The sequence below is a fragment of the Shinella sp. S4-D37 genome (genome assembly GCF_040812195.1).
Classification (GTDB): domain Bacteria; phylum Pseudomonadota; class Alphaproteobacteria; order Rhizobiales; family Rhizobiaceae; genus Shinella.
In genome coordinates, this window is record NZ_JBFNXL010000005.1 from 2,397,942 (window position 1) to 2,422,038 (window position 24,097).

The 24,097-nt window shown below is 65.2% G+C and carries 24 protein-coding genes; 16 read left to right on the plus strand and 8 right to left on the minus strand.

Annotated features, from left to right (window positions below):
- Positions 1-6 precede the first annotated feature (6 nt).
- The 3 genes from iolD (at position 7) to iolB (ending at position 3,718) form a co-directional block, all read left to right on the plus strand.
- Positions 7-1,857 carry a 3D-(3,5/4)-trihydroxycyclohexane-1,2-dione acylhydrolase (decyclizing) gene (gene iolD / locus AB3G45_RS19225; protein WP_367832061.1) on the plus strand — a complete coding sequence of 617 codons (1,851 nt, stop codon included), beginning with the start codon at positions 7-9 and terminating at the stop codon, positions 1,855-1,857.
- A 114-nt stretch (positions 1,858-1,971) separates the two neighbouring features.
- A complete protein-coding gene (iolE, locus tag AB3G45_RS19230) occupies positions 1,972-2,889 on the plus strand; it encodes a myo-inosose-2 dehydratase (RefSeq protein WP_367832062.1) in 918 nt (305 codons plus the stop codon).
- Between the two features lie 34 nt (positions 2,890-2,923).
- A complete protein-coding gene (iolB, locus tag AB3G45_RS19235) occupies positions 2,924-3,718 on the plus strand; it encodes a 5-deoxy-glucuronate isomerase (RefSeq protein ID WP_367832063.1) in 795 nt (264 codons plus the stop codon).
- A gap of 4 nt (positions 3,719-3,722) precedes the next feature.
- Here iolB and AB3G45_RS19240 read toward each other — a convergent pair whose 3' ends face one another.
- Positions 3,723-4,751, minus strand: coding sequence for a PHB depolymerase family esterase (locus AB3G45_RS19240; protein WP_367832064.1), 1,029 nt, complete (start codon positions 4,749-4,751; stop codon positions 3,723-3,725).
- A 229-nt stretch (positions 4,752-4,980) separates the two neighbouring features.
- On the opposite strand from AB3G45_RS19240, the gene AB3G45_RS19245 reads away from it, so the two are divergent.
- The 4 genes from AB3G45_RS19245 (at position 4,981) to AB3G45_RS19260 (ending at position 8,439) form a co-directional block, all read left to right on the plus strand.
- Positions 4,981-6,204, plus strand: a complete 1,224-nt coding sequence (locus AB3G45_RS19245) for an acyl-CoA dehydrogenase (protein WP_367832065.1) — start codon at positions 4,981-4,983, stop codon at positions 6,202-6,204.
- A gap of 105 nt (positions 6,205-6,309) precedes the next feature.
- Positions 6,310-6,666 (plus strand): hypothetical protein, encoded by a 357-nt coding sequence (locus AB3G45_RS19250; RefSeq protein WP_367832066.1) that lies wholly within the window; start codon positions 6,310-6,312, stop codon positions 6,664-6,666.
- Between the two features lie 127 nt (positions 6,667-6,793).
- Complete coding sequence (locus AB3G45_RS19255; RefSeq protein WP_367832067.1) at positions 6,794-7,225, plus strand: PilZ domain-containing protein; 432 nt, start codon at positions 6,794-6,796, stop codon at positions 7,223-7,225.
- A gap of 92 nt (positions 7,226-7,317) precedes the next feature.
- The gene (locus AB3G45_RS19260; RefSeq protein ID WP_367832068.1) at positions 7,318-8,439 is read left to right on the plus strand and encodes a pyridoxal phosphate-dependent aminotransferase; all 1,122 of its coding nucleotides are present in this window, start codon (positions 7,318-7,320) and stop codon (positions 8,437-8,439) included.
- A 98-nt stretch (positions 8,440-8,537) separates the two neighbouring features.
- Here the strand turns inward: AB3G45_RS19260 and AB3G45_RS19265 are convergent, their stop codons facing one another.
- Positions 8,538-8,807 carry an SEL1-like repeat protein gene (locus AB3G45_RS19265; RefSeq protein WP_367832069.1) on the minus strand — a complete coding sequence of 90 codons (270 nt, stop codon included), beginning with the start codon at positions 8,805-8,807 and terminating at the stop codon, positions 8,538-8,540.
- Positions 8,808-9,300: 493 nt separating this feature from the next.
- Between AB3G45_RS19265 and AB3G45_RS19270 the strand changes: the two genes are divergently transcribed.
- From AB3G45_RS19270 to AB3G45_RS19295, 6 genes are all read left to right on the plus strand, one after another.
- Positions 9,301-9,465, plus strand: a complete 165-nt coding sequence (locus tag AB3G45_RS19270) for a hypothetical protein (RefSeq protein WP_367832070.1) — start codon at positions 9,301-9,303, stop codon at positions 9,463-9,465.
- Between the two features lie 30 nt (positions 9,466-9,495).
- Positions 9,496-9,672, plus strand: a complete 177-nt coding sequence (locus AB3G45_RS19275; RefSeq protein WP_162852968.1) for a hypothetical protein — start codon at positions 9,496-9,498, stop codon at positions 9,670-9,672.
- Between the two features lie 124 nt (positions 9,673-9,796).
- Complete coding sequence (locus tag AB3G45_RS19280) at positions 9,797-10,117, plus strand: YnfA family protein (protein ID WP_367832071.1); 321 nt, start codon at positions 9,797-9,799, stop codon at positions 10,115-10,117.
- Positions 10,118-10,280: 163 nt separating this feature from the next.
- Positions 10,281-11,783, plus strand: a complete 1,503-nt coding sequence (locus AB3G45_RS19285) for an AMP nucleosidase (RefSeq protein ID WP_367832072.1) — start codon at positions 10,281-10,283, stop codon at positions 11,781-11,783.
- Between the two features lie 61 nt (positions 11,784-11,844).
- Entirely contained in the window at positions 11,845-12,075 is a 231-nt protein-coding gene (locus AB3G45_RS19290) for a type II toxin-antitoxin system VapB family antitoxin (protein ID WP_367832073.1), read from the plus strand.
- Positions 12,072-12,461 (plus strand): PIN domain nuclease, encoded by a 390-nt coding sequence (locus tag AB3G45_RS19295; protein WP_367832074.1) that lies wholly within the window; start codon positions 12,072-12,074, stop codon positions 12,459-12,461. Before AB3G45_RS19290 ends, AB3G45_RS19295 begins: the two co-directional genes overlap by 4 nt.
- Positions 12,462-12,467: 6 nt before the next feature.
- On the opposite strand, the gene AB3G45_RS19300 is transcribed toward AB3G45_RS19295, so the two are convergent.
- Positions 12,468-13,841, minus strand: a complete 1,374-nt coding sequence (locus AB3G45_RS19300) for an aspartate aminotransferase family protein (RefSeq protein WP_367832075.1) — start codon at positions 13,839-13,841, stop codon at positions 12,468-12,470.
- A gap of 148 nt (positions 13,842-13,989) precedes the next feature.
- Here AB3G45_RS19300 and AB3G45_RS19305 point away from each other — a divergent pair, with 148 nt between their 5' ends.
- A complete protein-coding gene (locus AB3G45_RS19305) occupies positions 13,990-15,360 on the plus strand; it encodes a glutamine synthetase family protein (protein WP_367832076.1) in 1,371 nt (456 codons plus the stop codon).
- A gap of 123 nt (positions 15,361-15,483) precedes the next feature.
- Here AB3G45_RS19305 and AB3G45_RS19310 read toward each other — a convergent pair whose 3' ends face one another.
- Complete coding sequence (locus AB3G45_RS19310; protein ID WP_367832077.1) at positions 15,484-16,422, minus strand: diacylglycerol kinase family protein; 939 nt, start codon at positions 16,420-16,422, stop codon at positions 15,484-15,486.
- Between the two features lie 350 nt (positions 16,423-16,772).
- On the opposite strand from AB3G45_RS19310, the gene AB3G45_RS19315 reads away from it, so the two are divergent.
- A complete protein-coding gene (locus tag AB3G45_RS19315; protein ID WP_367832078.1) occupies positions 16,773-18,011 on the plus strand; it encodes an MFS transporter in 1,239 nt (412 codons plus the stop codon).
- Positions 18,012-18,219: 208 nt separating this feature from the next.
- Positions 18,220-18,636: a DoxX family protein gene (locus AB3G45_RS19320; protein ID WP_367832079.1), complete on the plus strand. Its 417-nt coding sequence runs from the start codon at positions 18,220-18,222 to the stop codon at positions 18,634-18,636.
- Between the two features lie 169 nt (positions 18,637-18,805).
- On the opposite strand, the gene AB3G45_RS19325 is transcribed toward AB3G45_RS19320, so the two are convergent.
- The 4 genes from AB3G45_RS19325 to AB3G45_RS19340 all read right to left on the minus strand — a co-directional run bounded on the left by AB3G45_RS19325 (position 18,806) and on the right by AB3G45_RS19340 (position 23,997).
- Positions 18,806-19,693 (minus strand): ABC transporter permease, encoded by an 888-nt coding sequence (locus AB3G45_RS19325; RefSeq protein WP_367832080.1) that lies wholly within the window; start codon positions 19,691-19,693, stop codon positions 18,806-18,808.
- Between the two features lie 162 nt (positions 19,694-19,855).
- Positions 19,856-20,854: an ABC transporter substrate-binding protein gene (locus AB3G45_RS19330; RefSeq protein WP_367832081.1), complete on the minus strand. Its 999-nt coding sequence runs from the start codon at positions 20,852-20,854 to the stop codon at positions 19,856-19,858.
- A gap of 373 nt (positions 20,855-21,227) precedes the next feature.
- Positions 21,228-21,857, minus strand: coding sequence for a L,D-transpeptidase (locus AB3G45_RS19335; protein ID WP_367832082.1), 630 nt, complete (start codon positions 21,855-21,857; stop codon positions 21,228-21,230).
- 475 nt (positions 21,858-22,332) lie between these two features.
- On the minus strand, positions 22,333-23,997 hold the full coding sequence (locus AB3G45_RS19340) for a 4Fe-4S dicluster domain-containing protein (RefSeq protein ID WP_367832083.1): 1,665 nt from the start codon (positions 23,995-23,997) through the stop codon (positions 22,333-22,335).
- Between the last annotated feature and the right edge of the window lie 100 nt (positions 23,998-24,097).

The window sequence follows — 24,097 nt, forward strand, 5'->3', positions numbered from 1 at the left end:
AAGACCATGGCAAAGACGATCCGGCTGACGATGGCGCAGGCCGTCGCGCATTTCCTGAAGGCACAGATGACGGTCGTGGATGGCAGGAAGGTGCCGATCTTCGCCGGCGTCTGGGGCATTTTCGGCCACGGCAACGTCGCCGGCATGGGCGAGGCGCTCTACCAGGTGCGCGAGGACCTGCCGACGCTGCGCGCCCACAACGAGCAGGGCATGGCCCATGCCGCCGTCGCCTTCGCCAAGGCGAGCTTCCGCCAGCGCTTCATGGCCTGCACGACCTCCATCGGCCCCGGCGCACTGAACATGGTGACCGCCGCCGGCGTCGCCCATGTCAACCGCCTGCCCGTGCTGTTCCTGCCCGGCGACGTCTTCGCCAACCGCATTCCCGACCCGGTCCTCCAGCAGATCGAGAATTTCGGCGACGGCACCGTCTCGGTCAACGACGCCTTCCGCTGCGTCTCGCGCTATTTCGACCGCATCACCCGGCCCGAGCAGATCATCCCGGCGCTGAAGCGCACCATGCAGGTGCTGACCGACCCGGTCGATTGCGGCCCGGTGACGCTCTCGCTCTGCCAGGACGTGCAGGCGGAAGCCTATGACTATCCGGCGAGCCTCTTCGAAGAGAAGGTCTGGACGCAGCGCCGCCCGCGGCCGGACAGCGACGAGCTTGCCGCCGCCATCGCCACGCTGCGCAAGGCGGAAAAGCCGCTGATCATCGCCGGCGGCGGCGTGCTCTATGCGCAGGCGACCGCCGAGCTGAAGGCCTTTGCCGGCATGCACGGCATTCCGGTCGCCGTCACCCAGGCCGGCAAATCGGCGCTGCCGGACGACCATCCGCTCTGCATGGGCTCGATCGGCGTCACCGGCACCTCGGCCGCCAATGCCTTTGCCGAGGAGGCGGACGTCATCCTCGCCGTCGGCACCCGCATGCAGGACTTCACCACCGGCTCCTGGGCGCTGTTCAAGAACGACGCCGTGACGATGATCGGCCTCAACACCGCCGCCTTCGATGCCGCCAAGCACAACAGCCAGCCGCTCGTCGCCGATGCGCGCGAGGGCCTGACGCTGCTTTCCGAGGCGCTCGGCGGCTGGAAGGCCCCGGCCGCCGTGGAGGCAGCCGCGAAATCCCGCAAGGCGGATTGGTTGGCCGCCGCAAACCGAGCGACCGCGGCGACCAACGTGGCCCTGCCCTCCGATGCGCAGGTCATCGGCGCGGTGCAGCGCACGATCGGCGGGGAGAATTCGGTCCTCGTCTGCGCGGCCGGCGGCCTGCCGGGCGAATTGCACAAGCTGTGGCAGGCCCACAGGCCGGGCGGCTACCACATGGAATACGGCTTCTCCTGCATGGGCTACGAGATCGCCGGCGGCCTCGGCGTCAAGCTGGCGCGGCCGGAGGCCGATGTGGTCGTCATGGTCGGCGACGGCTCCTACATGATGATGAATTCCGAGCTGTCGACCTCCATCATGCTCGGCCAGAAGCTGACGATCGTCGTGCTCGACAACCGCGGCTACGGCTGCATCAACCGGCTGCAGATGGCGACCGGCGGCGCGAACTTCAACAACCTCCTGAAGGACTCGATGATCGAGACGATGCCGGACATCGACTTCCGGGCGCATGCCGAGAGCATGGGCGCGGTCGCCGTCAAGGTCTCCTCCATCGCCGACCTCGAAACGGCCATCCAGCAAAGCAAGGGCAACGACCGCACCTCCGTCATCGTCATCGACACGGACCCGCTGGTCACCACCAAGGACGGCGGCCACTGGTGGGATGTCGCGGTGCCGGAAGTGAGCGCGCGCGACGAGGTCAACACGGCACGCGAGGCTTATGTGAAGGCGCTCGAAGCCCAGCGGATCGGTTAGGATAGATAACGCCCTCTCTTTCGTCATCCTCGGGTCAAGCCCGAGGATGACGAAAGAGAGGGAAGAGACAATGACGATGCAAGGGAAGCCCCGCTTCCCCCCAAGGAGACGATCATGAAAGCCAAACTCGGCATGTCGCCCATCGCGTGGTGGAACGACGATCTTCCGGAACTCAGCGACGACGTGTCCCTGGAAGAATGCCTGCGGCAGTCGCGCAGCGCCGGCTTCACCGGTATGGAACAGGGCCGCCGCTTCCCGGGCAATCCGCAGGAGATGCTGCCCATCCTGCGCGCGGCCGACGTGACGCTGTGCGGCGGCTGGTTCTCCGGCACGCTGGTCGACGAGGAGCTTTCGGCCAACAAGGACCGCATCGCCCCGATGATCGAGCTGTTCAAGGCGGTCAACGCGCCCTGCATCGTCTATGGCGAGCTCGGCCGCTCGATCCAGGGCGACCGCTCCAGGCCGCTTGCCACCAAGCCGCGCCTTTCCGACGACGAGATGAAGGCCTATGGCCGCCGCCTCACCGAATTCGGCGAATGGTGTGCGGACCAGGGCATGCCGCTGTCCTACCACCACCACATGGCCGCCGTCGTGGAGACCGAGCCGGAACTCGACGCCTTCATGAAGAATTCGGGCGAAGGCATTCCGCTGCTGCTCGATGCCGGCCATCTCGCCTTTGCCGGCGGCGACGTATTGCGCGCCATCGACAACCACCACGCCCGCATCAACCACGTCCACGTCAAGGACATCCGCCAGTCGGTGGTCGATGGGCTTGACCGCACGAAGCAATCCTTCCTCGATGCCGTGGCGCTCGGCGCCTTCACCGTTCCGGGCGACGGCTCGCTCGATTTCGGCGCCATCGTCCAGCGCCTCGCCGATCATGGCTATGAAGGCTGGTTCGTCGTCGAGGCGGAGCAGGATCCCCGCAAGGCGCCGCCGCAGAAGATGGCCGAGGTCGGCCATGCGGAACTGATGCGCGTCATGACGGCGGCGGGCTATACCGTGGAGACGGAAGGGTTTCCGAAAGGATAACCCTCCCCCGATGCCGACCGAAAGGAAGAAGCCCATGTCGACCCTCATCATCAAACCCGAAGGCAACCATGGCCGCGTCAGCCATGTGACGCCCGAAAGCGCCGGCTGGACCTATGTCGGCTTCGACCTGCACCGCATGAAGCCGGGCGAGATCCTGGCGGCCGAGACGGGAAGCCGCGAGGTCTGCCTCGTGTGGATCTCCGGCAAGGGCAAGGCGACGGCGGCGGGCGAGGATTTCGGCATTCTCGGCGAGCGCATGAGCCCCTTCGACGGCGCGCCGCACGCGCTTTACATCCCGGCCAATTCCAACTGGTCGGTCACGGCGGAGACGGACCTGGAACTTGCCGTCTGCTCGGCCCCGGGCGGCGGCGACTACAAGGCCAAGGCCATTCCGCCGGGCACGCATCCGAAGATCAGCCGCGGCAAGGGCTCGAATGTCCGGCATGTCCACAACATCATGCCGGAAGACGACGATTCTGCCCATTCGCTGCTCGTCGTCGAGGTGATCACGCCGAGCGGCAACACCTCGTCCTACCCCTCGCACAAGCACGACCAGGACAACCTTCCGCACGAGAGCTTCCTGGAGGAGACCTACTACCACCGCCTCAACCCGCCGCAGGGTTTTGCCTTCCAGCGCGTCTATACGGACGACCGTTCGCTCGACGAGGCGATGGCGGTGGAGGACGGCGACGTGACGCTGGTGCCGAAGGGCTACCACCCCTGCGCCACCATCCACGGCTACGACCTCTATTATCTCAACGTGATGGCCGGGCCGAAGCGGGTGTGGAAATTCCACAATGCCAGGGAGCACGAGTGGCTGCTCGCCTGAGCGGCTACCGCTTCCACCGGCGCGTCAGGCCCCACGCTTTCGCGATCTCCAGCGTCGAGGAGAAGCCGACCTCCAGCATGAAGGGCTCGGTCGCGGCGGCATAGCCGCCGCCCTCGCCGCGCTCCACCGGCGTGCCGTGGCCCATGCCGTCGATCTCGTGGAAGGTGACGAGCGGCTTGCCCTCCTTGTCCGGCCAGATGCGCGTGCGACTGCCCTTCATGCGCTTTTCCACGAAGGCCTCCTTCGGCAGGCGGTAGAGGTCGCGCCATTGCTCGACGAGCGCGAGGCCGTTCGACAGCGCAACGGTGTCGTCCGCCGTGCCGTGCCAGATGGAGATAGCGGGCCTGCGCGCGATGCGCGGGGAGACGGCGCGCACCAGGTCGCTCCATTCGCGCGGGCTCCTTTCCGGCGCCTCGCCCATCGCGTCGAAGGCGCGGGTGGCGTCGCGCGCGGCGCCGAAGGGCAGGCCCGCGATGATCGCGCCGCCGGCAAAGAGCGTGGGATAGTTGGCGAGCATCGCCGCCGTCATCGCCCCGCCGGCCGAAAGGCCGGTGATGAAGATGCGCTCCGGATCGCTTGCCGCACGTTCGGTCGCATAGGCGACCATCTGGCGGATCGACATGAGTTCGCCGCGGTCGCGCGTCACCTCGCTCGGCCGGAACCAGGTGAAACAGCGCCGCGGATTGTTCGCCTCGCGCTGCTGGGCATAGACGACCGAGAAGCCGCGCTCTTCGGCGAGCGACGCCCAGCCGGCCGCGCGATCATAGCTTTCGGCATCCTGCCGGCAGCCGTGCAGCACCAGGACGAGCGGCCGCCCCGCCGGAAGACCCTGCGGAATATGCTCGAACATCAGGAGGCAGCCCGGATTGCTGCCGAAGCCGGCGACCTCCTCGATCGCGGAGGCGCCGGCCGGACGGCGGCGGGTGGCGGGCGCCTTGCGCTCGGGATTGCGGTTGAAGGGCCAGAACAGGTCGCCCAGCCGCGCTTCGGTCGGCAGCAGCCGCTCGACCGATCGCTTGAAGCGGTCCCGCATGCCTGGCCTCTCTTTCGTGGAATTGCCCATCGTCAGGTTATTTGCTCATCCGGCACGGCGGGATCAAGGCAAAACGGGAAAAAGGTGGGGGATGGCTCATTCTCCGGACTCATGAGGGCATTCACAAATAGCCAAAGCCTTTGCCGCTCCCTTTCGTTCCCGGCCTTTCGGTAAGGGGCAAGCTGATGTAGCACTTCTGCAACGACGAAACCGCGACAGGAGGACATCCATGAGCGAGCACCACAGCGCCACCCCTGAGCAGGCCCGCGCCAGGATGGCCCCCTTCGACTGGGCGGACCCCTTCCTCCTCGAAGACCAGCTGACTGACGAAGAGCGCATGATCCGCGACACGGCGCGCGCCTATTGCGACGACAAGCTCGCCTCCCGCGTCACCGAGGCCAACCGCCACGAGATCTTCCACCGCGAGATCATGAGCGAGATGGGCGAACTCGGCCTGCTCGGCCCGACGATCCCGGAAGAATACGGCGGCGTCGGCGCCAACTATGTCTCCTACGGCCTCGTCGCCCGCGAAGTCGAGCGCGTCGATTCGGGCTACCGCTCGGCCATGTCCGTGCAGTCCTCCCTCGTCATGCACCCGATCTTCGCCTACGGCACGGAAGAGACCCGCAAGAAGTACCTGCCGAAGCTCGCCTCCGGCGAATGGGTCGGCTGCTTCGGCCTCACCGAGCCCGACCATGGCTCCGACCCCTCCTCCATGATCACCCGCGCCAAGAAGGTCGACGGTGGCTACCTGATCTCCGGCGCCAAGAACTGGATCACCAATTCGCCCATCGCCGACGTCGCCGTCGTCTGGGCGAAATCCGACGCGCATGACGACAAGATCAAGGGCTTCGTGCTGGAACGCGGCATGAAGGGCCTTGAGACGCCGAAGATCGAGGGCAAGTTCTCGCTGCGCGCCTCGGTGACGGGCATGATCATGATGCAGGACGTCTTCGTGCCTGACGAGAACCTGCTGCCCGAGGTCGCCGGCCTTGCCGGTCCCTTCGGCTGCCTCAATCGCGCCCGCTACGGCATCGCCTGGGGCGCCATGGGCGCGGCCGAATTCTGCTGGCATGCCGCTCGCCAGTACACGCTCGACCGCAAGCAGTTCGGCAAGCCGCTCGCCGCCACCCAGCTCATCCAGAAGAAGCTCGCCGACATGGAGACCGAGATTTCGCTCGGCCTGCAGGGGGCGCTGCGCCTCGGCCGCCTCTTCGACGAGCACCGCGCGCCGGCCGAACTCATCTCGCTGATGAAGCGCAACAATTGCGGCAAGGCGCTCGACATCGCCCGCGTCTCGCGCGACATGCACGGCGGCAACGGCGTCTCCGACGAATACGGCGTCATCCGCCATGTCATGAACCTCGAGGCGGTCAATACCTACGAGGGCACGCACGACATCCACGCCCTCATCCTCGGCCGTGCCCAGACGGGCCTCCAGGCCTTCCAGTAAGCCCCGCTTCGGCGGCCGCTCGTTCGAATGCGTGCGGCCGTCTTCACGTTTTGTCCATCCCGTTTCGGTACACTCGGCAACGAGCCACAGGAGCGGGAGGGAGCCATGCCCCTCGAACACGTCCACGACCAGCTTCGCCTGCGCCACCCCAAGCGCAGCTTCGTCCAGTATCGCATCGACAGGCCGGGGTTCGTTACGCCGATCGGCCACCATCTCAGCACGGCGATGCGCTATACCTGCCTCATCCGCAGCATTTCCAGCGCCGGCGCGATGCTCTCCATCAACAAGGCGCTGACCCTGCCGGAGAACTTCTACCTGGAGATCCACGGCATCCGCGACGAGATCCCCTGCACGGAGTTCAAGCGCGACGGCGAGGAGCTGGTGGTACGCTTCAACATGTTCCTCGACGCGGATTTCCTCGGCCTCGTGCTCGGCCATGCGCCGCACGATCACGACGCCTGAACGGCCGCCCGGCCGAAAAGGGCGACGTCTAAACTTTTAAGCATTTGTTTCAACCAAACAAAACAATCGCCTGCGACACTCTGCCCCGTCTCGGTCGGACATGACGTCCTCTTTGGGAGAAGCGGCAATGAATGACGACGCCAAGCAGCGCGCAGGCGCAGGCCTCTACGAGCGCAAATGGGAACGGTTCGCGGTCAACCGGCAGGGCATGCTGATGACGGTCGGTTTCGACCTGATGGCGCCCAAGACACGCAGTTGCAGGCTGATCGACATATCGCTCGGCGGCGCCAGTTTCACGGTCGGCACGACGATCGGCTTGCCGCTGCACTATTACCTTTCCATCGTCGGCGTCGCCTCGCGCATCGGCTGTGCGGAAGTCTACCGCAACGACAACCGCATCGGCGTGCAGTTCATCAAGGAAATCGACGATGAACTGCTGCGCATGATCGTGCGGTCCGACTACTTCACCGGCGGCATCACCGGCCGGCTGAAGCAGACGGAGCGGCCCTACATGGTCGGCGTCGAGAACAAGGTCGGCATCGGCTCGGCGATCACCTGAGCGTTTCCCCGCCTCGCATTATTGGCTAGGGTGCCCGCCGGGAAACCGATTCCGGCGTCCCGCATCCGCGTCGATCGATCCCAGGCAGGCCCATGTCCGCATTCTCCCGCTTCACCGCCCTCGCCCAGTCGCTGCCCGCAACCGTGCCCTTCGTCGGGCCGGAGGCCATCGAGCGCAATCGCGGCCTTGCCGTGCGCGCCCGCATCGGCGCCAACGAGAGCGGCTTCGGCCCGGCCCCGTCCGTCCTTGAGGCGATCAGCGCCGCCGGCCGCGCGACCTGGATGTATGCCGATCCGGAGAATTTCGACCTGCGCGAGGCGCTTGCCCTTCACCACGGCATTTCCCGCGACAATATCGCCATCGGCGGCGGCATCGACGGGCTGCTCGGCGAGATCGCGCGGCTTGTCATCGACCCGGGCACGCCGGTCGTCACCTCGCTCGGCGGCTATCCTACCTTCAACTATCATGTGAACGGCTTCGGCGGGCGGCTCGTCACCGTGCCCTATGCCGGCGACCGGGAGGACCTCGACGGCCTGCTCGCGGCCGTGCGCCGGGAAAATGCGCCGCTCGTCTATTTCGCCAATCCGGACAATCCGATGGGAAGCTGGTGGGACGCCGGCAGCGTCGTCGCCTTCGCGCGGGCGCTGCCGGAAACGACGCTGCTCGTTCTCGACGAGGCCTATGGCGAGACGGCGCCGGCGGGCACCGTTCCGCCGGTCGACGCCCTGATCGGCCAGCCGAACATCTTGCGCATGCGCACCTTCTCGAAGGCCTACGGCCTTGCCGGCGCGCGGATCGGCTATGCGATCGGCACGCTCGGCAATGCGCAGGCCTTCGACAAGATCCGCAATCATTTCGGCATGGCCCGGATTTCGATCCAGGCGGCGCTCGCCGCGCTGGAGGACCAGGCCTATCTTGCGGACGTCGTCGCCCGCATCGCCGCCTCCCGCGAGCGCATCGCGCGGATCGCGCGCGCCAACGGTCTTGCGCCCCTCGCCTCCGCCACCAATTTCGTCACCGTCGATTGCGGCCGGGACGGCACCCACGCCCGCGCCATCGTCGAGGGCCTGATGGAGCACGGCGTCTTCATCCGCATGCCGGGCATCGCCCCCCTCAACCGATGCATCCGCATCAGCGTCGGGCCGGACATGGACATGGCGTTGCTGGAGGAGGCGTTGCCGCAGGTGTTGGAGGCAATAGGCAGTAGGCAGTAGGCGGTGGAACTCGGTCGGTCGCGGTCGGATGAGACTTTTTCTTTTGACCGTGGAGCCTTCCTGTTCCCTATTGGCTACTGCCTACTGGCTACCCCCTATCAATGAACCGTCATCCACTCGCGCGCTGCACGCAGCGCCAGCGCAAGGTCGGTCTTGGTCATCGTCGCGGCAAGGTCGGCGCGCAGCTCGGCGGCGCGTTCGCAACCCTTGATGGCGGCGATGTTGAGCCACTTGTGCGCCTGCACCACGTCGACGGCGCAGCCGCGGCCGGTGGCATACATGAGGCCCATGTCGCAGAACATCTCGGCGCGGTTCTCGCCGCCCGTCATGGCGGCCGTTTCGGTGTTCTGAAAGTCAAAGCGTGCCATTTCGATTGTCCCTGTCTACCTGGTTTCTGCTCGTATCGTCCTGTTTTACCTGCCCTTTCGGGCCTCCTTGGGCGCCTGCCGTCTTCAGCGGCCTTGGTCTTCCTTCGGAGTTTTGCCGGCGGGTTTTCCCTGCTCGTCTTATGGCTCCACTATGCCGCCGGCCTTTCAAAATGCGCTTAAAATGCATGCTTAATTTGAGACGAACAAAGTCCAAACGCTTGGTAAACTTGGGTTTTCGTTAAACATCGCACCCGCTGGAAACCACGGCATTCGCGTAAAAATTTACCGATTGTTCAACCGCCGATTTCAACCTTTCGCTAACCACGCGAAACGGTCCGCTTTTTCCCGACGCGTTTTTTCACACGGTGCGGGGGCCTGCCCCAAGGCGCGATCACAGCTTTCCTGAACGGGAGATGAACCGCCCCCTCAGGGAGCGTTCAGTCCCGCAATGCGACAAGGGCCATGCTGAAACATTTCAATGAGGGACGACACCATGGACATCCTCGCACGCCGCCTGACGATCATCACCCTGCTGATGGCCATTTTCGCGATCATGCTCGCCGCCGCCGTCGAGACCGACTATCGCCGCAGCACGCACAACACCACCGGCAAGCTCGTCGCCTGCGTGACGCCGGACATGTGCCGCGCCTCGCTCTGATTTCCTCTTAAAAGACCTGGACACGCCGAGATGACGACCGCCCTTGCCCATACCTGCGCCACCGCCCTGCGCATCCTCGCCCTCTCGGCGATGATGATCGCCCCCGTCGGTGCGCTCGCCTGGAGCAATGCGGGCGGTCTCGGCATCGAAAAGCAGGGGGCGGGCCTCGTCCTCTTCGTCACGCTCCAGCGCCAGTCGATGAGCTGAGTTTCCGCCTTCCCTCTCCCCGATCCGTGTTAAACCGGCCGGGCCAGCGCTTCTCCCTTCCCGCCGCCCGATATCCGGAAAGGGCTTCAGCCGCACGGCGATCGTTGAAGCCCGGAGCCCGCGGATGAAATCCCTCCTCGTCTTTTCCCTCGCCGCGCTGGCCGAGATTGCCGGGTGCTTTTCCTTCTGGGCCTGGTGGCGGCTCGACAAGTCCGTCCTCTGGCTCCTGCCCGGCATGGCCTCGCTCGCGCTTTTCGGCTGGCTGCTGACGCAGGTCGACAGCGCCTTTGCCGGCCGCGCCTATGCGGCCTATGGCGGTGTCTATATCGCCGCTTCCCTGCTCTGGCTCTGGCTTGCCGAAGGGCTTCGCCCCGACCGCTTCGACGCCCTCGGCGCGGCGCTGGCCCTCGTCGGCGCCGGCATCATCCTGGCGGGGCCGCGCTAGAGCATTTCCAGCCGAAGCGAAGTCGCTTCGGCGCCGGACAATGCGGCAAAAACAAGGAGATGGAGCATTTCCGGTTAACCCGTGTTCACCGGAAATGCTCCAGGGCTTGCGGACGCGCCGAAGTTGTCGTTTGCTTGTCGAAAAACAGCACCTATAGTGATTCATGAGCAAACGAATCTTCTCTCCGAAGCCCCTTTCCTTCGCAACGCCCGAGCGCTACGAGCCGCAATCCTTCGAGGATCCGGCGGCCGCCGTCGATGCCCTGCAGGCCCTCTACGACCGCAACACGGCCTTCCTGACCGACGCCTTCGTCTCGCTCGGCAGGAGCGGCACGCCCGACAATCGCTTCCGCGCCTGCTACCCGCAGGTCTCCATCGAGACGACCAGCTTCGGCCATGTCGATTCCCGCCTGTCCTACGGCTATGTCGCCTCGCCCGGCGTCTACACGACCACCATCACGCGCCCGAAACTCTTCCGCCACTATCTCAAGGAACAGCTGGGCCTCCTGATGCGCAACCACGGCGTCCGCGTCGTCGTGTCGGAATCGACGACGCCGATCCCGCTGCATTTCGCCTTCGGCGAAGGCGCCTATGTGGAGGCGGAGATCGCCGAGGGCATCGAATTGCCGCTGCGCGACCTGTTCGACGCGCCGGACCTCACCACCACCGACGACGAGATCGCCAACGGCGCCTACGAGCCCGGCCCGGGCGAACCCTCGCCGCTTGCGCCCTTCACCGCGCAGCGCGTCGATTATTCGCTCGCCCGCCTCAGCCACTACACGGCCACGAGCGCCAACCATTTCCAGAACTTCGTGCTCTTCACGAACTATCAGTTCTATGTCGACGAGTTCTGCGCCTGGGCGCGCCAGCAGATGGCCGAGGGCGGCAACGGCTATACGGCCTTCGTCGAGCCCGGCAACATCGTCACGCCCGCCGGCGCCGACAAGCCGGAAACGGACCTCACGCTCGCCCGCCTGCCGCAGATGCCCGCCTACCACATCAAGAAGAAGGGCCATGGCGGCATCACGCTGGTCAATATCGGCGTCGGCCCCTCCAACGCCAAGACGATCACCGACCATATCGCCGTGCTGCGCCCGCATGTCTGGCTGATGCTCGGCCATTGCGCGGGCCTCAGGAACAGCCAGACGCTCGGCGACTACGTGCTCGCCCACGCCTATGTGCGCGAGGACCACGTGCTGGACGACGACCTGCCGGTCTGGGTGCCGATCCCGGCGCTGGCCGAGGTGCAGGTGGCGCTGGAAAGCGCCGTGGAAGAGGTGACGGGCCTCGAAGGCTACGACCTGAAACGCATCATGCGCACCGGCACCGTGGCGACGATCGACAACCGCAACTGGGAACTGCGCGACCAGCGCGGCCCGGTCAAGCGCCTCTCCCAGTCCCGCGCCATCGCGCTCGACATGGAATCGGCCACCATCGCCGCCAACGGCTTCCGCTTCCGCGTGCCCTACGGCACCCTGCTGTGCGTGTCCGACAAGCCGCTGCACGGCGAATTGAAGCTGCCCGGCATGGCGACGGCGTTTTATCGGACCCAGGTGAACCAGCATTTGCGGATCGGCATCCGGGCGCTGGAAAAGCTCGCCGGCATGCCGACGGAGAAGCTGCACTCGCGCAAGCTCAGAAGCTTCTTCGAGACGGCGTTTCAGTGATGTTGTGAGCGATCTCGCCTTGGTGTATGATTTTCGTGTTTCATACACATGCGAGGTTGCCATGCGCACGAACATCGATCTCGATGACGATTTGATTGCGAAAGCGAAAGAATTCACCGGCCTGCCCACGAAGAAGGCCATCGTGGATCTCGCGCTTCGTGAACTCGTGCAAAATTGGGAACGCCGCGACGCTCTCGAAAACCTTCGCGGCTTGGGCTGGGAGGGTGACCTCGACGAGATGCGCACGGATATCGATCCGGACGAAGAATTGCTTCCAGACGCTGCGGAATGATCGCTGTCGATAGTTCCGTCTGGATCGCGCTGATCCATGACCGTGACACGCCCGAGGTCATGCGGCTCAGGGCAATTTCGAACCCGGCGCAAATCATCGTTGGCGATATCGTCTTACTGGAAGTTCTGCGCGGCGCTCGCAGCGATAAGCATGCGACTTACCTGCAGAAGGAGTTGGCGGCCTTCGCGCACGTCACGATGCTTTCGCCGGAAATTGCAGTGAAAGCAGCCGCGAACTTCCGCCTTCTTCGTTCAAAAGGCATCACCATCCGCAAGACCGCCGATCTCATCATCGGCACTTATTGCATGGAGCACGGCCATAGCCTGCTCCATGCCGACAGGGATTTTAATCCGATGGCCGAGCATCTCGGCCTTCGGATCGCTTGAATCGTCTCAGGCCGTCATCACCTTCCAGGCATGCTCCAGCCCCTTGCGGGTGATGTCGATCATCTCATCGACTTCCGCACGGGTGATGACGAGCGGCGGGGAGAAGAGCATGCGGTCGCCGGTGGCGCGCAGCACGAGGCCGTTCTCCAGGCAATGGTTGCGCACGGTGACGCCGGCCTTTTCCTTGTCCTCGAAGCGCTTGCGGGTTGACTTGTCCTCGGCGAGCTGCACGGCGGCCATCAGGCCGACCTGCTGCACCTCGCCGACGATCGGCAGGTCCTCCAGCGATTTCAGGCCCGCGGCAAGATAGGGGCCGATATCGTCGTGCACGCGCTCGACGAGCTTTTCCTCCTCGATGATGCGCAGGTTCTCCAGCGCCGCGGCGGCGCAGACCGGGTGGCCGGAATAGGTGAAGCCGTGGTTGAAGTCGCCGACCTCCTCGACCAGCACATTGCCGACGCGGTCGGAGACCATGACGCCGCCGATCGGCAGATAGCCGGAAGATAGGCCCTTGGCGATCGGCGCGAGGTCCGGCTCGACGCCGAAATGCTGGTGGCCGAACCAGTGGCCGGTACGGCCGAAGCCGCAGATCACCTCGTCGGCGACGAGCAGGATGTTCCTCGCCTTGCAGATGCGGGCGATTTCCGGCCAGTAGGTGGCCGGCGGCACGATGACGCCGCCCGCGCCCTGGATCGGCTCGGCGACGAAGGCGGCGACATTGTCCTCGCCGAGCTCGTCGATCTTCTCCTCCAGCTGGCGGGCCATCTTCAGGCCGAATTCCTCCGGCGACAGGTCGCCGCCCTCGGCATACCAGAAGGGCTGGTCGATATGGTGGATGCCGGCTATCGGGAGATCCCCCTGCTCGTGCATCCACTTCATGCCGCCGAGCGAGGCGCCGGCGACGGTGGAGCCGTGATAGCCGTTCTTGCGGGCGATGACCGCCTTCTTGGTCGGCTTGCCCACGGCGCCCCAATAGACGCGGGCCATGCGGAACCAGGTGTCGTTGGCCTCGGAGCCCGAGCCGGTGAAGAAGACGCGGTTGATGTTCGGCCCGGCATGCGACGTGATCTTCTGCGCCAGCAGCACCGCCGGCGGCGTCGTGGTGCCGAAGAAGGTGTTGTAGTAGGGCAGCTCGTTCATCTGGCGCAGGACGGCGTCGGCGATCTCGCGTCGGCCATAGCCGATATTGACGCACCAGAGGCCGGCGAAGCCGTCGAGATAGCGCTTGCCGTGGTTGTCGAAGATGTAGCACCCCTCGCCGCGTTCGATGATGCGCGTGCCGGTCGCGTTCAGCTTCTTCATGTCCGAGAAGGGATGAAGATGATGGGCGGCATCGAGGGCACCGAGGTTGGATACGGCTGCTGCACTGCTGTTCGACATTTGACTACATCCCTGGTGGTAGGCCTCGCCTTATTGAACGGCGGGACAGAATGGGTTACGAAAATGCCCATACAACAGGCATTTGGCAAGAGATCGGGCGCAAGCAAAATTTCTTGTCCATGCTTCCCGCCAAACCGAAGCAGGCACCATGACAAACGACAAGAAGGCAGCCGGTTCGCCGCCCGCCAATGCACCCACCGATGCCCCGGCCCGTATCGAAATCCTCCTCGTCGGCATGAACGGCGACCTGCGCGGCAAGCAGGTTCCGCCCGAGGGCGAGAAGAAGATCTGGGACGGTTCGGTGCGCCTGCCCTCTTCCACCCAGTCGCTCGACATCTGGGGCGACGACAATGACGACATAACGGGCCTTTCCATTTCCGTCGGCGACCCGGACGGCGTGTGCATTCCCGACCGCCGCTCGCTTGCCGCCATGCCCTGGGCGCCGGAAGGCTCGCGTCAGGTGCTGGCCACCATGCACGAATTCGACGGCACCGCCTCCTTCATGGACCCGCGCGCCATTCTCGCCCGCATGCTGAAGCGCTTCGAAGACAGGGGTTTGACGCCCGTCGTCGCGACGGAGCTGGAATTCTACGTGGTGGAGGACGATTTTCGCGTAACCGGCAAGCCGCGCCCGCCGGCGGCGCTGATGTATCGCGGCGAGCCCAACGGCTTCCAGCTCTACGACATGCGCGCGACGGATGCGCTCGACGGCTATCTCCAGACCGTACGGGCCTGGGCGAAGGCCATGGACCTGCCGGCCGATGCGACGACGGCCGAGTTCGGCCCCGGCCAGTTCGAGATCAACCTCCTGCACCGGCCGGATGCGCTCGCCGCCGCCGACGACTGCATCTACCTCAAGCGCATCGCCGAACAGGCCGCGCCCCGCTTCGGCCTGAAATCCACCTGCATGGCGAAGCCCTATGCCGAGCATGCCGGCTCCGGCCTGCATGTGCATTGCAGCGTCATCGACGGGGACGGCAGGAACATCCTCGACGCCCGGGGCGGGGATCCGGTGAAGCTGAAGTCCATCTGCGCCGGCATGCTGCAGACGATGCGCGACGCCCAGCTCGTCTTCGCGCCCTTCGCCAATTCCTACCGCCGTTTCCAGCCGGGCTCCTTCGCCCCCGTCGATCTCACCTGGGGCTTCGGCCATCGCGGCACCGCCATCCGCATTCCGGACAAGGACGGCCCGGCCGCGCGCGTCGAGCACCGCGTGGCGGGCGCCGACGTCAACCCCTACCTGCTCCTGACGGCCATCCTCGGCGGCATCCTGCTCGGTCTCGACAACGAGCTCGATCCGGGCCCGGTGACGGAACCGGGCAAGGAAGCGCCCGACGCCAAGCGCCTGACGCACGACTTCCTGACGGCCGTGGAAGAGTTCTCCGCCTCGCCCTTCATCAAGGACGCCTTCGGGGCGGAGTATCAGAAGCTCTACGGCGATACGAAGCGCAAGGAGGCGATCGTCTACCTGCGCACGGTGTCGGATTTCGACTACCAGACCTATCTGCCGCGGATTTAGAGCACCGCCCGTCCCTCATCCGGCCTGCCGGCCATCTTCTCCCCGCAAGCGGGGAGAAGGAGATAGGCCGTGCCGTTTTCCTCAAACAATGGCCGTTCGTAGGGCACCCCCAGACGCTACCCCTCAAGCCGCCGCCGGCTCGGCCGTCGCCATGGCCTTCGCCTGCACCTTCGGCACCATCACCTTCAGTTCGCCCGGATGCAGCCGGATCGAGACGTCGCGGTCCATCGGCAGGAGTTCGCCGTCGATGACGCAGTTGATCGCCCGGTCGACCCTCGGGAAATGCAGGTCGACCTCCGTGCCGGTCATTTCGATGACGTCGGCATTTTCCCGCAATTTTCCGCGCAGGATGTCGAAGGCGAGTTTCGCCACGCCCGCCGGCTTCAGCGGCTTCGTCGTGTAGAAGCCGAGATGGCCGCCGGTGAGGTCGTCGGCATAGAGCAGGCCGTTCTCGCCGAAACGGTTGTTCGACACGTTGATGGCCGAGACCTTCCGGTGCTCCTCGACGCCGTCGACGTTGAATTCCACCTCGAATTCCGGCGGATCGAAGACGACGCCGACGGCAGCGCGGGTATTGGCGACGATCTTGCCCAGGCGCGAGCGGTAGGTCATGGCGTTGCGCAGGCGCACCATGCGGGCGTGCAGGCCGGCGGAGAACTGGTGCACGAAGGCCCGGTCGTCCGCCGTGCCGATATCGGCCGCCGCGATGTCGCCGTCCGCCAGCGCGTCGATCGCCTGCCAGATGTCGAGCGGGATGTTCAGCGAGCGGGCAAAGAGGTTCATCGTGCCGGCGGGGACGATGCCGAGCGGCATCTTGCTCTGCCAGGCAAGGCCGGCCGCGGCCGAGACCGTGCCGTCGCCGCCGCCGGCCAGCATCGCGTCGAGATCCGTGCGCTCCGCGCAGCGGGTGAGTGCCATCTCGATATCGGCCCCCTCGACGATATCGCAGTCGAGGTGGTGCCCCGCCTCATAGAAGACCTTTTCCGCGTGGCGGGCATAGGCCTCCATGTCGGTGGTGCGGAACGTCCCTCCGTCCCTGTTGAATATCGCCTGTACTCTCATTCGCATACTCCGCATCTAGGCCGAGAACGCCCGGTGGATGAATTCGATCCATTAGATAAGCCAGAAAGCGGCGATTAGCGGGCGGGCGCGAAACACACTGCAAGAATTCGTGAGCGCGGCACCCCGGCCAAATCCGCGAGGAGGTGAAAAATCGCAGTAGGCAGCGCCGCCTTCTCTGATATATTGCCGCCCGGTCGCCTGCGTCGGGAGTACGCCGGCCGGCCGCATCGTCTTTCCCCATCGCGGCCCTGCCGGCCGGACCACACAGCATCAGCAGCCAGGAGGAGTGGCCGCCCGTGCCGGGTCTGTCGCCGATCGTCCGCGCGTGGATCATTCCTGCGGAGCCACCCGTGTCCGAACATGCCTTGCCCCCTGCCGCCCTCTCCTCCGGGCAGCCGCCGCTTTCGTCGCTCACCGTCACCCTCATCATCCTGGCGCTCGCCGTCGGCAGCTTCGGCATCGGCACCGGCGAATTCGCCATCATGGGCCTCTTGCCGGATGTCGGCGCCACCTTCGGCGTGACGACGGCCGAGGCCGGCTACGTCATCAGCGCCTATGCCTTCGGCGTGGTCGTCGGCGCGCCGGTCATCGCGGTCATCGGCGCGCGGTTCCGCCGGCGCGACCTGCTGCTGGTGCTGATGGGCCTGTTTGCCGCCGGCAACCTTGCCAGCGCCATCGCGCCCACCTTCAAGAGCTTCATCCTCTTCCGCTTCCTGTCCGGCCTGCCGCACGGCGCCTATTTCGGCGTCGCCGCGCTGGTCGCCGCCTCCATGGTGCCGGTCAACAGGCGCACCCAGGCGGTCGGCAAGGTCATGCTGGGGCTTACCGTCGCCACGCTGATCGGCACGCCGCTCGCCGCCTTCTTCGGCCAATTGTTCGACTGGCAGTTCATGTTCATCGCGGTCGGCATCACCGGCCTTTTGACCGTCGCGCTCATCGCCGTCTTCCTGCCGCGCGACAAGGCCCCGAAGGGCATCAACGCGCTGACGGAGCTCGGCGCGCTGAAGCGCAAGCAGGTCTGGCTGACGCTCGGCATCGCCGCCAGCGGCTTCTGCGGCATGTTCGCGGTCTTCTCCTACATCTCGCCGATCGTCACCGAGGTCGCCGGGCTGAATGTCGGCATGGTGCCGGTCATCATGGCCATCTTCGGCTGCGGCATGATCGTTGGCAACATCTTCGGCGCCAAGCTTGCCGACCTCTCGCTGATGCGCACCATCGGCTGGTCGCTGGCGCTCTACTTCTTCGTGCTGGTCAGCCTGTCGCTGACGGCCGAGAACCCCGTCCTGCTCGCCGTCTGCTGCTTCCTCATCGGCTGCAGCTTCGTCGTCGGCCCGGCGCTGCAGACGCGGCTTATGGATGTGGCCGGCGACGCGCAGACGCTCGCCGCCGCGCTCAACCACTCCGCCTTCAACGTCGCCAACGCGCTCGGCGCGCTCTTCGGCGGCATGGCGATCAGCGCCGGCTACGGCTACGGCTCGATGGGCTTCGTGGGCGCGGCGACCGCCGTCGTCGGCTTCGGCGTCTTCCTCGTCTCGCTAGCGCTGGAAAAGGCCGAGCCCGCGGCGACACCGGCCTGCCCGGCCGAGTGAACCGACACGACCGGAACGAACTGCACGGCGCCCCTCCGGGCGCCGTCTTCGTTTGCGCGCCTGTTACCGGGGTGACAGGGCTCGGCCGGGACTCTGGTAGAAATAGGCCATCGCAACCCGCCGAACACGACGAATGAAACGGCGGGTTGCAATCGGAGAACGGTCGAAAGACACTCCGCAGGCCCATGAACGCTCCTGGAGACATTGCATGTCCGCGCTTATCGAAAGCATCACCGGCAGCCGCATCTTCGGCTTCCTCGCCCGCACGATCCTCACTTCGATGTTCTGGCTCTCCGGCATCGCGAAACTTGCCGATTTCAACGCCGGCGTCGCCGAGATGGCGCATTTCGGCCTGGAGCCGCCGGTCCTCTTCAACATCGCCACCGCCGCCACCCAGCTTACCGGCTCCGCGCTGATCATCGCCAACCGCTGGACCTGGCTCGGCGCCGGCATGCTTGCCGTCTTCACCGCCCTCACCATCCCCATCGCGCACACTTTCTGGACCATGCAGGAGCCGCTGCGCACCATCGAGTTCTACGTGGTGATGGAGCACATCACCGTCATTGGCGCGCTGATGGTCGTCGCCTGGAAATCCGGCAAAGCGCCTGTCGCCGCCGCGCATTGACGACAGGCCGGGCGTCGCTCCCCCTCTCCGGAGCCACGCCCCGGACGGCCCTGCCTCTCCGGCCGTCCCAACCGCCCCGACGCCGCTCGTCGGGGCGGTTCTCCTCGTCGAAAAGAAAAAGCGCCCGCGGCTTTCGCCGGGGCGCCTTCCCTCGCGCGTGGCGGTCGGATCAACCGTGAATGATCTCGCGGTGCTTCTGGAGGCGCTTGCCGAAGGCCTGGCTGACGCGGTCGAAGATGATCGCGATGCCGACGATGGCGAGGCCGTTGAAGATGCCGAGCGTGAAATACTGGTTGGAGATGGCTTTCAGCACCGGCTGGCCGAGGCCCTGCACGCCGATCATCGAGGCGATGACGACCATGGCGAGCGCCATCATGATCGTCTGGTTGATGCCGGCCATGATGGTGGGCATCGCCAGCGGCATCTGTACGTTCTTCAGCTTCTGCCAGCTCGACGAGCCGAAGGCGTCGGCGGCTTCCAGCACATCCTTGTCGACGAGGCGGATGCCGAGATTGGTGAGGCGGATCATCGGCGGGATGGCGTAGATGACGACGGCGATGAGGCCTGGCACCTTGCCGATGCCGAGCAGCATGACGACCGGGATGAGATAGACGAAGCTCGGCATGGTCTGCATGACGTCGAGGATCGGGTTGATCACGTTCTGCAGCCGGTCGGAGCGCGACATGAGGATGCCCATCGGAATGCCGATGGCGATGGACAGAACGGTACAGACGAAGATCATCGAGACCGTCTTCATCGTATCGTCCCACATGTCGAGATAGCCGATCACCAGAAGCGTCGCGATCGTGCCGGCGACGATCTTCCAGTTGCGGCTGGCGAACCATGCGATGACGGCGATCAGCAGCAGGATGATCGGCCAGGGAGTGCGCGTCATGAAGCGTTCCGACCAGATCAGGAAATGCTGCAGCGGCACGAAGATCGATTCGATGCTGTCGCCATAAGCGCGCGTGAAGCCGCGGAAGCCCTCGTCGATCAGCTTCTTGAGGTCGCGCAAGGCGCCCGCGTCCATCGTCGGAAATTTCGTAAACCAGTCCATGTCGATCCCCTTCGGCTCCGGCCGGTCTTGCGCCGGCTTATATGAGCCTACCCTGAAGCATGCCGAGGGAAAGTGCGCGGCGATTTGCACCAAAGGCATGCGCTAAAACGAAGGCGAAGGGCGGCGCGCCCGCGACGCGCCGCCCCGTTCATCGGCCGCCGATCAGAGAGCGGCCTTGATCTTCTCGGCCGCGTCCGGCGAGACCCAGTCCTTCCAGAGGGCTTCGTTCTCCTCCAGGAAATGCTTGGCGCCGTCGTCGCCGCTCGCCTGGTTGTCGGTCATCCAGGCCATCAGCTTGTTGACCGTATCGTTCGACCAGGCGCGCTTGTTGAGATAGTCCATCACCTCGGCGCCGGCACGCTCGGAGAAGCTCTTGGTGACGAGCGTCTGGACCTTGTCCTTCGGCCAGTCGTTCTTCTTCGGGTCCGGGCAATCGGCGACCGTGTTGCAGCGCTTCCACTCGGCGGCGTCATAGGGCACGCCGTGGTCGAGCTTGACCATCTCGTACTTGCCGAGAAGGGCGGTCGGCGCCCAGTAGTAGCCGACCCAGCCTTCGTTGCGCTCGTAGGCCTTCGCGATGGAGCCGTCGAGGCCGGCGGCCGAACCGGTGTCGACCAGCGTGAAGTTCGCCGCTTCCCCGCCATAGGCCTTGTAGAGCTGGCTCGTCACCACCGTGCCGCCCCAGCCCTGCGGGCCGTTGTGCACGGCGCCCTTGGAGCTGTCTTCCGGATCCGGGAACAGTTCGGGATGCTTCAGCGCGTCGTCGATCGTCTTGATGTCGGGATGGGCGTCGGCGACGTATTTCGGGATCCACCAGCCCTGCACGGCGGCGTCGGAAAGCGCCACGGCGGCGCCGATCAGCTTGCCTTCCTCGATGCCGCGGTTGACGACGTCCGGCAGCAGGTCGACCCAGCCTTCGGGCGCCAGGTCCGGCGCGCCCTTCTCGATCATCGAGGTGATGGTCGGAACCGTGTCGCCGACGATGACCTCGGCGTTGCAGCCATAGCCTTCGGTGAGGATGAACTTGTCGAGCGCGGCGAGAACCTCGGCGCTCTGCCAGTTCATGCTGGCGATGGTCACGTCGCCGCATTCGGCGCGCGCCGCACCCGTCATGGCCATGAGGCCGGCGACGAGGCAGGTGGAAGCAAGAAGATGTTTCATATCCGTTCCCTCATTTCGGCGGTGTCATTGTGCCGACAAGGGCCCGCTGCACCGCCGGCGCCGGGCCCGTGATCCCATGCGGATCCTTCTTGGACAGGGCCAGTCGAGGGCCTTCTCTTTCCACGATACCGCAGCCTCGACTTTTGCAGCTACGGGTTCGAATGCCGCTACGAATGCGTCTGCCATTGACCCCTATGCGTCATGGAAAGGTCAAATTCGCGCGACGGCCCCGACTTTGTCCAAGCATTGGGCCGCAACGGCAATGTTATGATGCAATTCAGCTTTTTCAAAGAATGAAAACGCAAAAAGGGCCGGCGAAAGCCGACCCGTCCTTTTCGCCCGCAAAGGCGCGATGTCGCAACCGTGTTGCCCGTCAGGCCTGGCGGCGGCCCTGGATGACGTGGACGCGGCCGCCGGGCTGCACCCGGGCGTAAAGGTCGATCACGTCCTGGTTGAGCATGCGCACGCAGCCGCTCGACATGGCCTCGCCGATCGACCACGGCTGGTTGGTGCCGTGGATGCGGAACATCGTGTCGTTGCCGCTCTGGTAGAGGTAGATGGCGCGGGCGCCGAGCGGATTGTTGAGCCCGCCGGGCACGCCGCCGGCATATTTCAGGTTCTTCTTCGGGTCGCGGCGGATCATGTTCGGCGTCGGCGTCCAGGTCGGCCATTCCGCCTTGCGGCCGATAGTGGCGTTGCCGGCCAGCGAATAGCCCTGCCGGCCGACGCCGATGCCGTAGCGCATCGCCCGGCCGTTGCCGAGCACGTAGTAGAGCCGGCGGGCCGGCGTGTCGACGACGACGGTGCCGGTCGCATGGCCGGTGGCATAGGCGACTTCCTGGCGGCGCAGGTCGGGCTTGATCTTGTCGAGCGGAATCGCCTTCAGCGGGAACTTCTCGTCCAGCCGGTCGCCGTAATTGGCGCGGTCGCCGGTGCCGTTCGTCGCGCAGCCGGCGAGCAATGCGGATGCGCCGAGCAGGAATCCGCGGCGGGAAATCGACATGGTTAAAGCCCCTTGAATTTTCGTCCTCAGGGCCGGAAATTATGCGGTTATGGTTAATCGAGCGTTAAGCGGCCCGCGAGGGTTGCAGAGAGCGTTAAGGGGCGTGGCGGGAAAAGGGCGGCATCGGAAGCGGGCCGTATGTCCGCAGACGCGCAATCCTCCCCGCCTCGCCCGTCGCTGACGGAAGGGCGAGCGCGGACATGCGCATGAGGACATGTGTCCACAGACACTCTCCCCAACCTCCGTCATCCTCGGGCTTGACCCGAGGATCCATGCCACGAAGTCAGGGCCTGCCCGGGGGTGTGGATCCTCGGGTCAAGCCCGAGGATGACGGAAGAGAGGGAGGAGGATGGAGGAAGGGAAGGTGGAAATGAAGTTGGAGTTGGAAAGCTAAGCGGAAGTCGAAGGAAACTGCGAAAAATCGAGGACCGAGCGTGGCGGGGAAGAGCCGGCGGATTGGCCGGCTCCCCACTCCTCACATGTTCGGATAGACCGGCCCTTCGCCGCCCTGCGGCGGCACCCAGTTGATGTTCTGGTTGGGGTCCTTGATGTCGCAGGTCTTGCAGTGCACGCAGTTCTGCGCGTTGATGACGAAGACTTGCCTGCCGTCCTTCTCCACCCATTCGTAGACGCCCGCCGGACAGTAGCGCGTGGACGGGCCGGCATAGACGTCGAGTTCCGACGTCTTCTGCAGTTCCGGGTTCTTCACCTGCAGATGGACCGGCTGGTCCTCCTCGTGGTTGGTGTTCGACAGGAACACCGAGGAGAGGCGGTCGAAGGTCAGCACGCCGTCCGGCTTCGGATAGTCGATGCGCTGGTGTTTTGCGGCGGGTTCGAGCGACTGCGCATCCGTCTTGCCGTGCTTCAGCGTGCCGAAGAAGGAGAAGCCGAAGAGCGTGTTGGTCCACATGTCGAGGCCGCCGAGCGCCACGCCCACCGCCGTGCCGAACTTCGACCACAGCGGCTTGACGTTGCGCACCTTCCTCAGGTCCGAGCCGATGGCGCTGTCGCGCCAGCCCTGCTCGATCTCGATCGGCTCGTCATTGGCCCGGCCCGCCGCAATCGCATCCGCCAGCTTCTCGGCGGCGAGGATGCCGGAGAGAACGGCGTTGTGGCTGCCCTTGATGCGCGGCACGTTGACGAAGCCGGCCGAGCAGCCGATCAAGGCACCGCCCGGGAACGAGAGCTTCGGCACCGACTGGTAGCCGCCCTCGGTGATGGCACGCGCACCGTAGGAAAGCCGCTTGCCGCCCTCGAAGGTGCCGCGGATCGCCGGATGCGTCTTGAAGCGCTGGAACTCCTCGAAGGGGAAGAGATAGGGGTTCTTGTAGTTGAGATGCACGACGAAGCCGACGGCGACCATGTTGTCTTCGAGGTGATAGAGGAACGAGCCGCCGCCGGTCTTCATGCCGAGCGGCCAGCCGAAGGAGTGCTGCACGAGGCCGAGCCTGTGGTTCTCGGGCTTGACCTGCCAGAGTTCTTTCAGGCCGATGCCGAATTTTTGCGGCTCGCGATCCTTCTGGAGATCGAATTTCTGGATCAGCTGCTTGGCGAGCGAGCCGCGCACGCCTTCCGAGATCAGCGTGTATTTTCCCAAGAGCGCCATGCCACGGGTGTAGTTCGGGCCGGGCTCGCCATTGCGCTCGATGCCCATGTCGCCGGTGGCGACGCCGATGACGGCGCCCTCGTCGTTGTAGAGCACTTCGGTCGCGGCAAAGCCGGGATAGATCTCGACGCCGAGCTCTTCCGCCTTGGTCGCCAGCCACCGACAGACATTGCCGAGCGAGACGATGTAATTGCCGTGGTTGTTCATCAGCGGCGGCATGGCGAAGTTCGGCAGGCGCACGGAACCGGCAGGACCGAGCAGCAGGAAGTGGTCGTCCGTCACCTCGGTCTTGAAGGGATGGTCGGCATCCTCGCGCCAGTCGGGCAGGAGGCGGTCGATGCCGATCGGATCGACGACCGCGCCGGAGAGGATATGGGCGCCGACTTCCGAGCCCTTTTCCAAGACGACGACGGTAAGGTCGGGGTTCACCTGCTTCAGCCGGATCGCAGCAGACAGGCCCGCAGGTCCCGCGCCGACGACCACCACGTCGAATTCCATGCTTTCGCGTTCGGGCAGGTCCATGTGTTCGCTCATTCGTCTCTCCACCCCGCAACCCCTCAAAAGCCGCGGCAATTCCCTCGGGTCGGCCTGTCATGACAAATGCCGAAAGTCTTGTCGAGCCGTTCTGCGACAG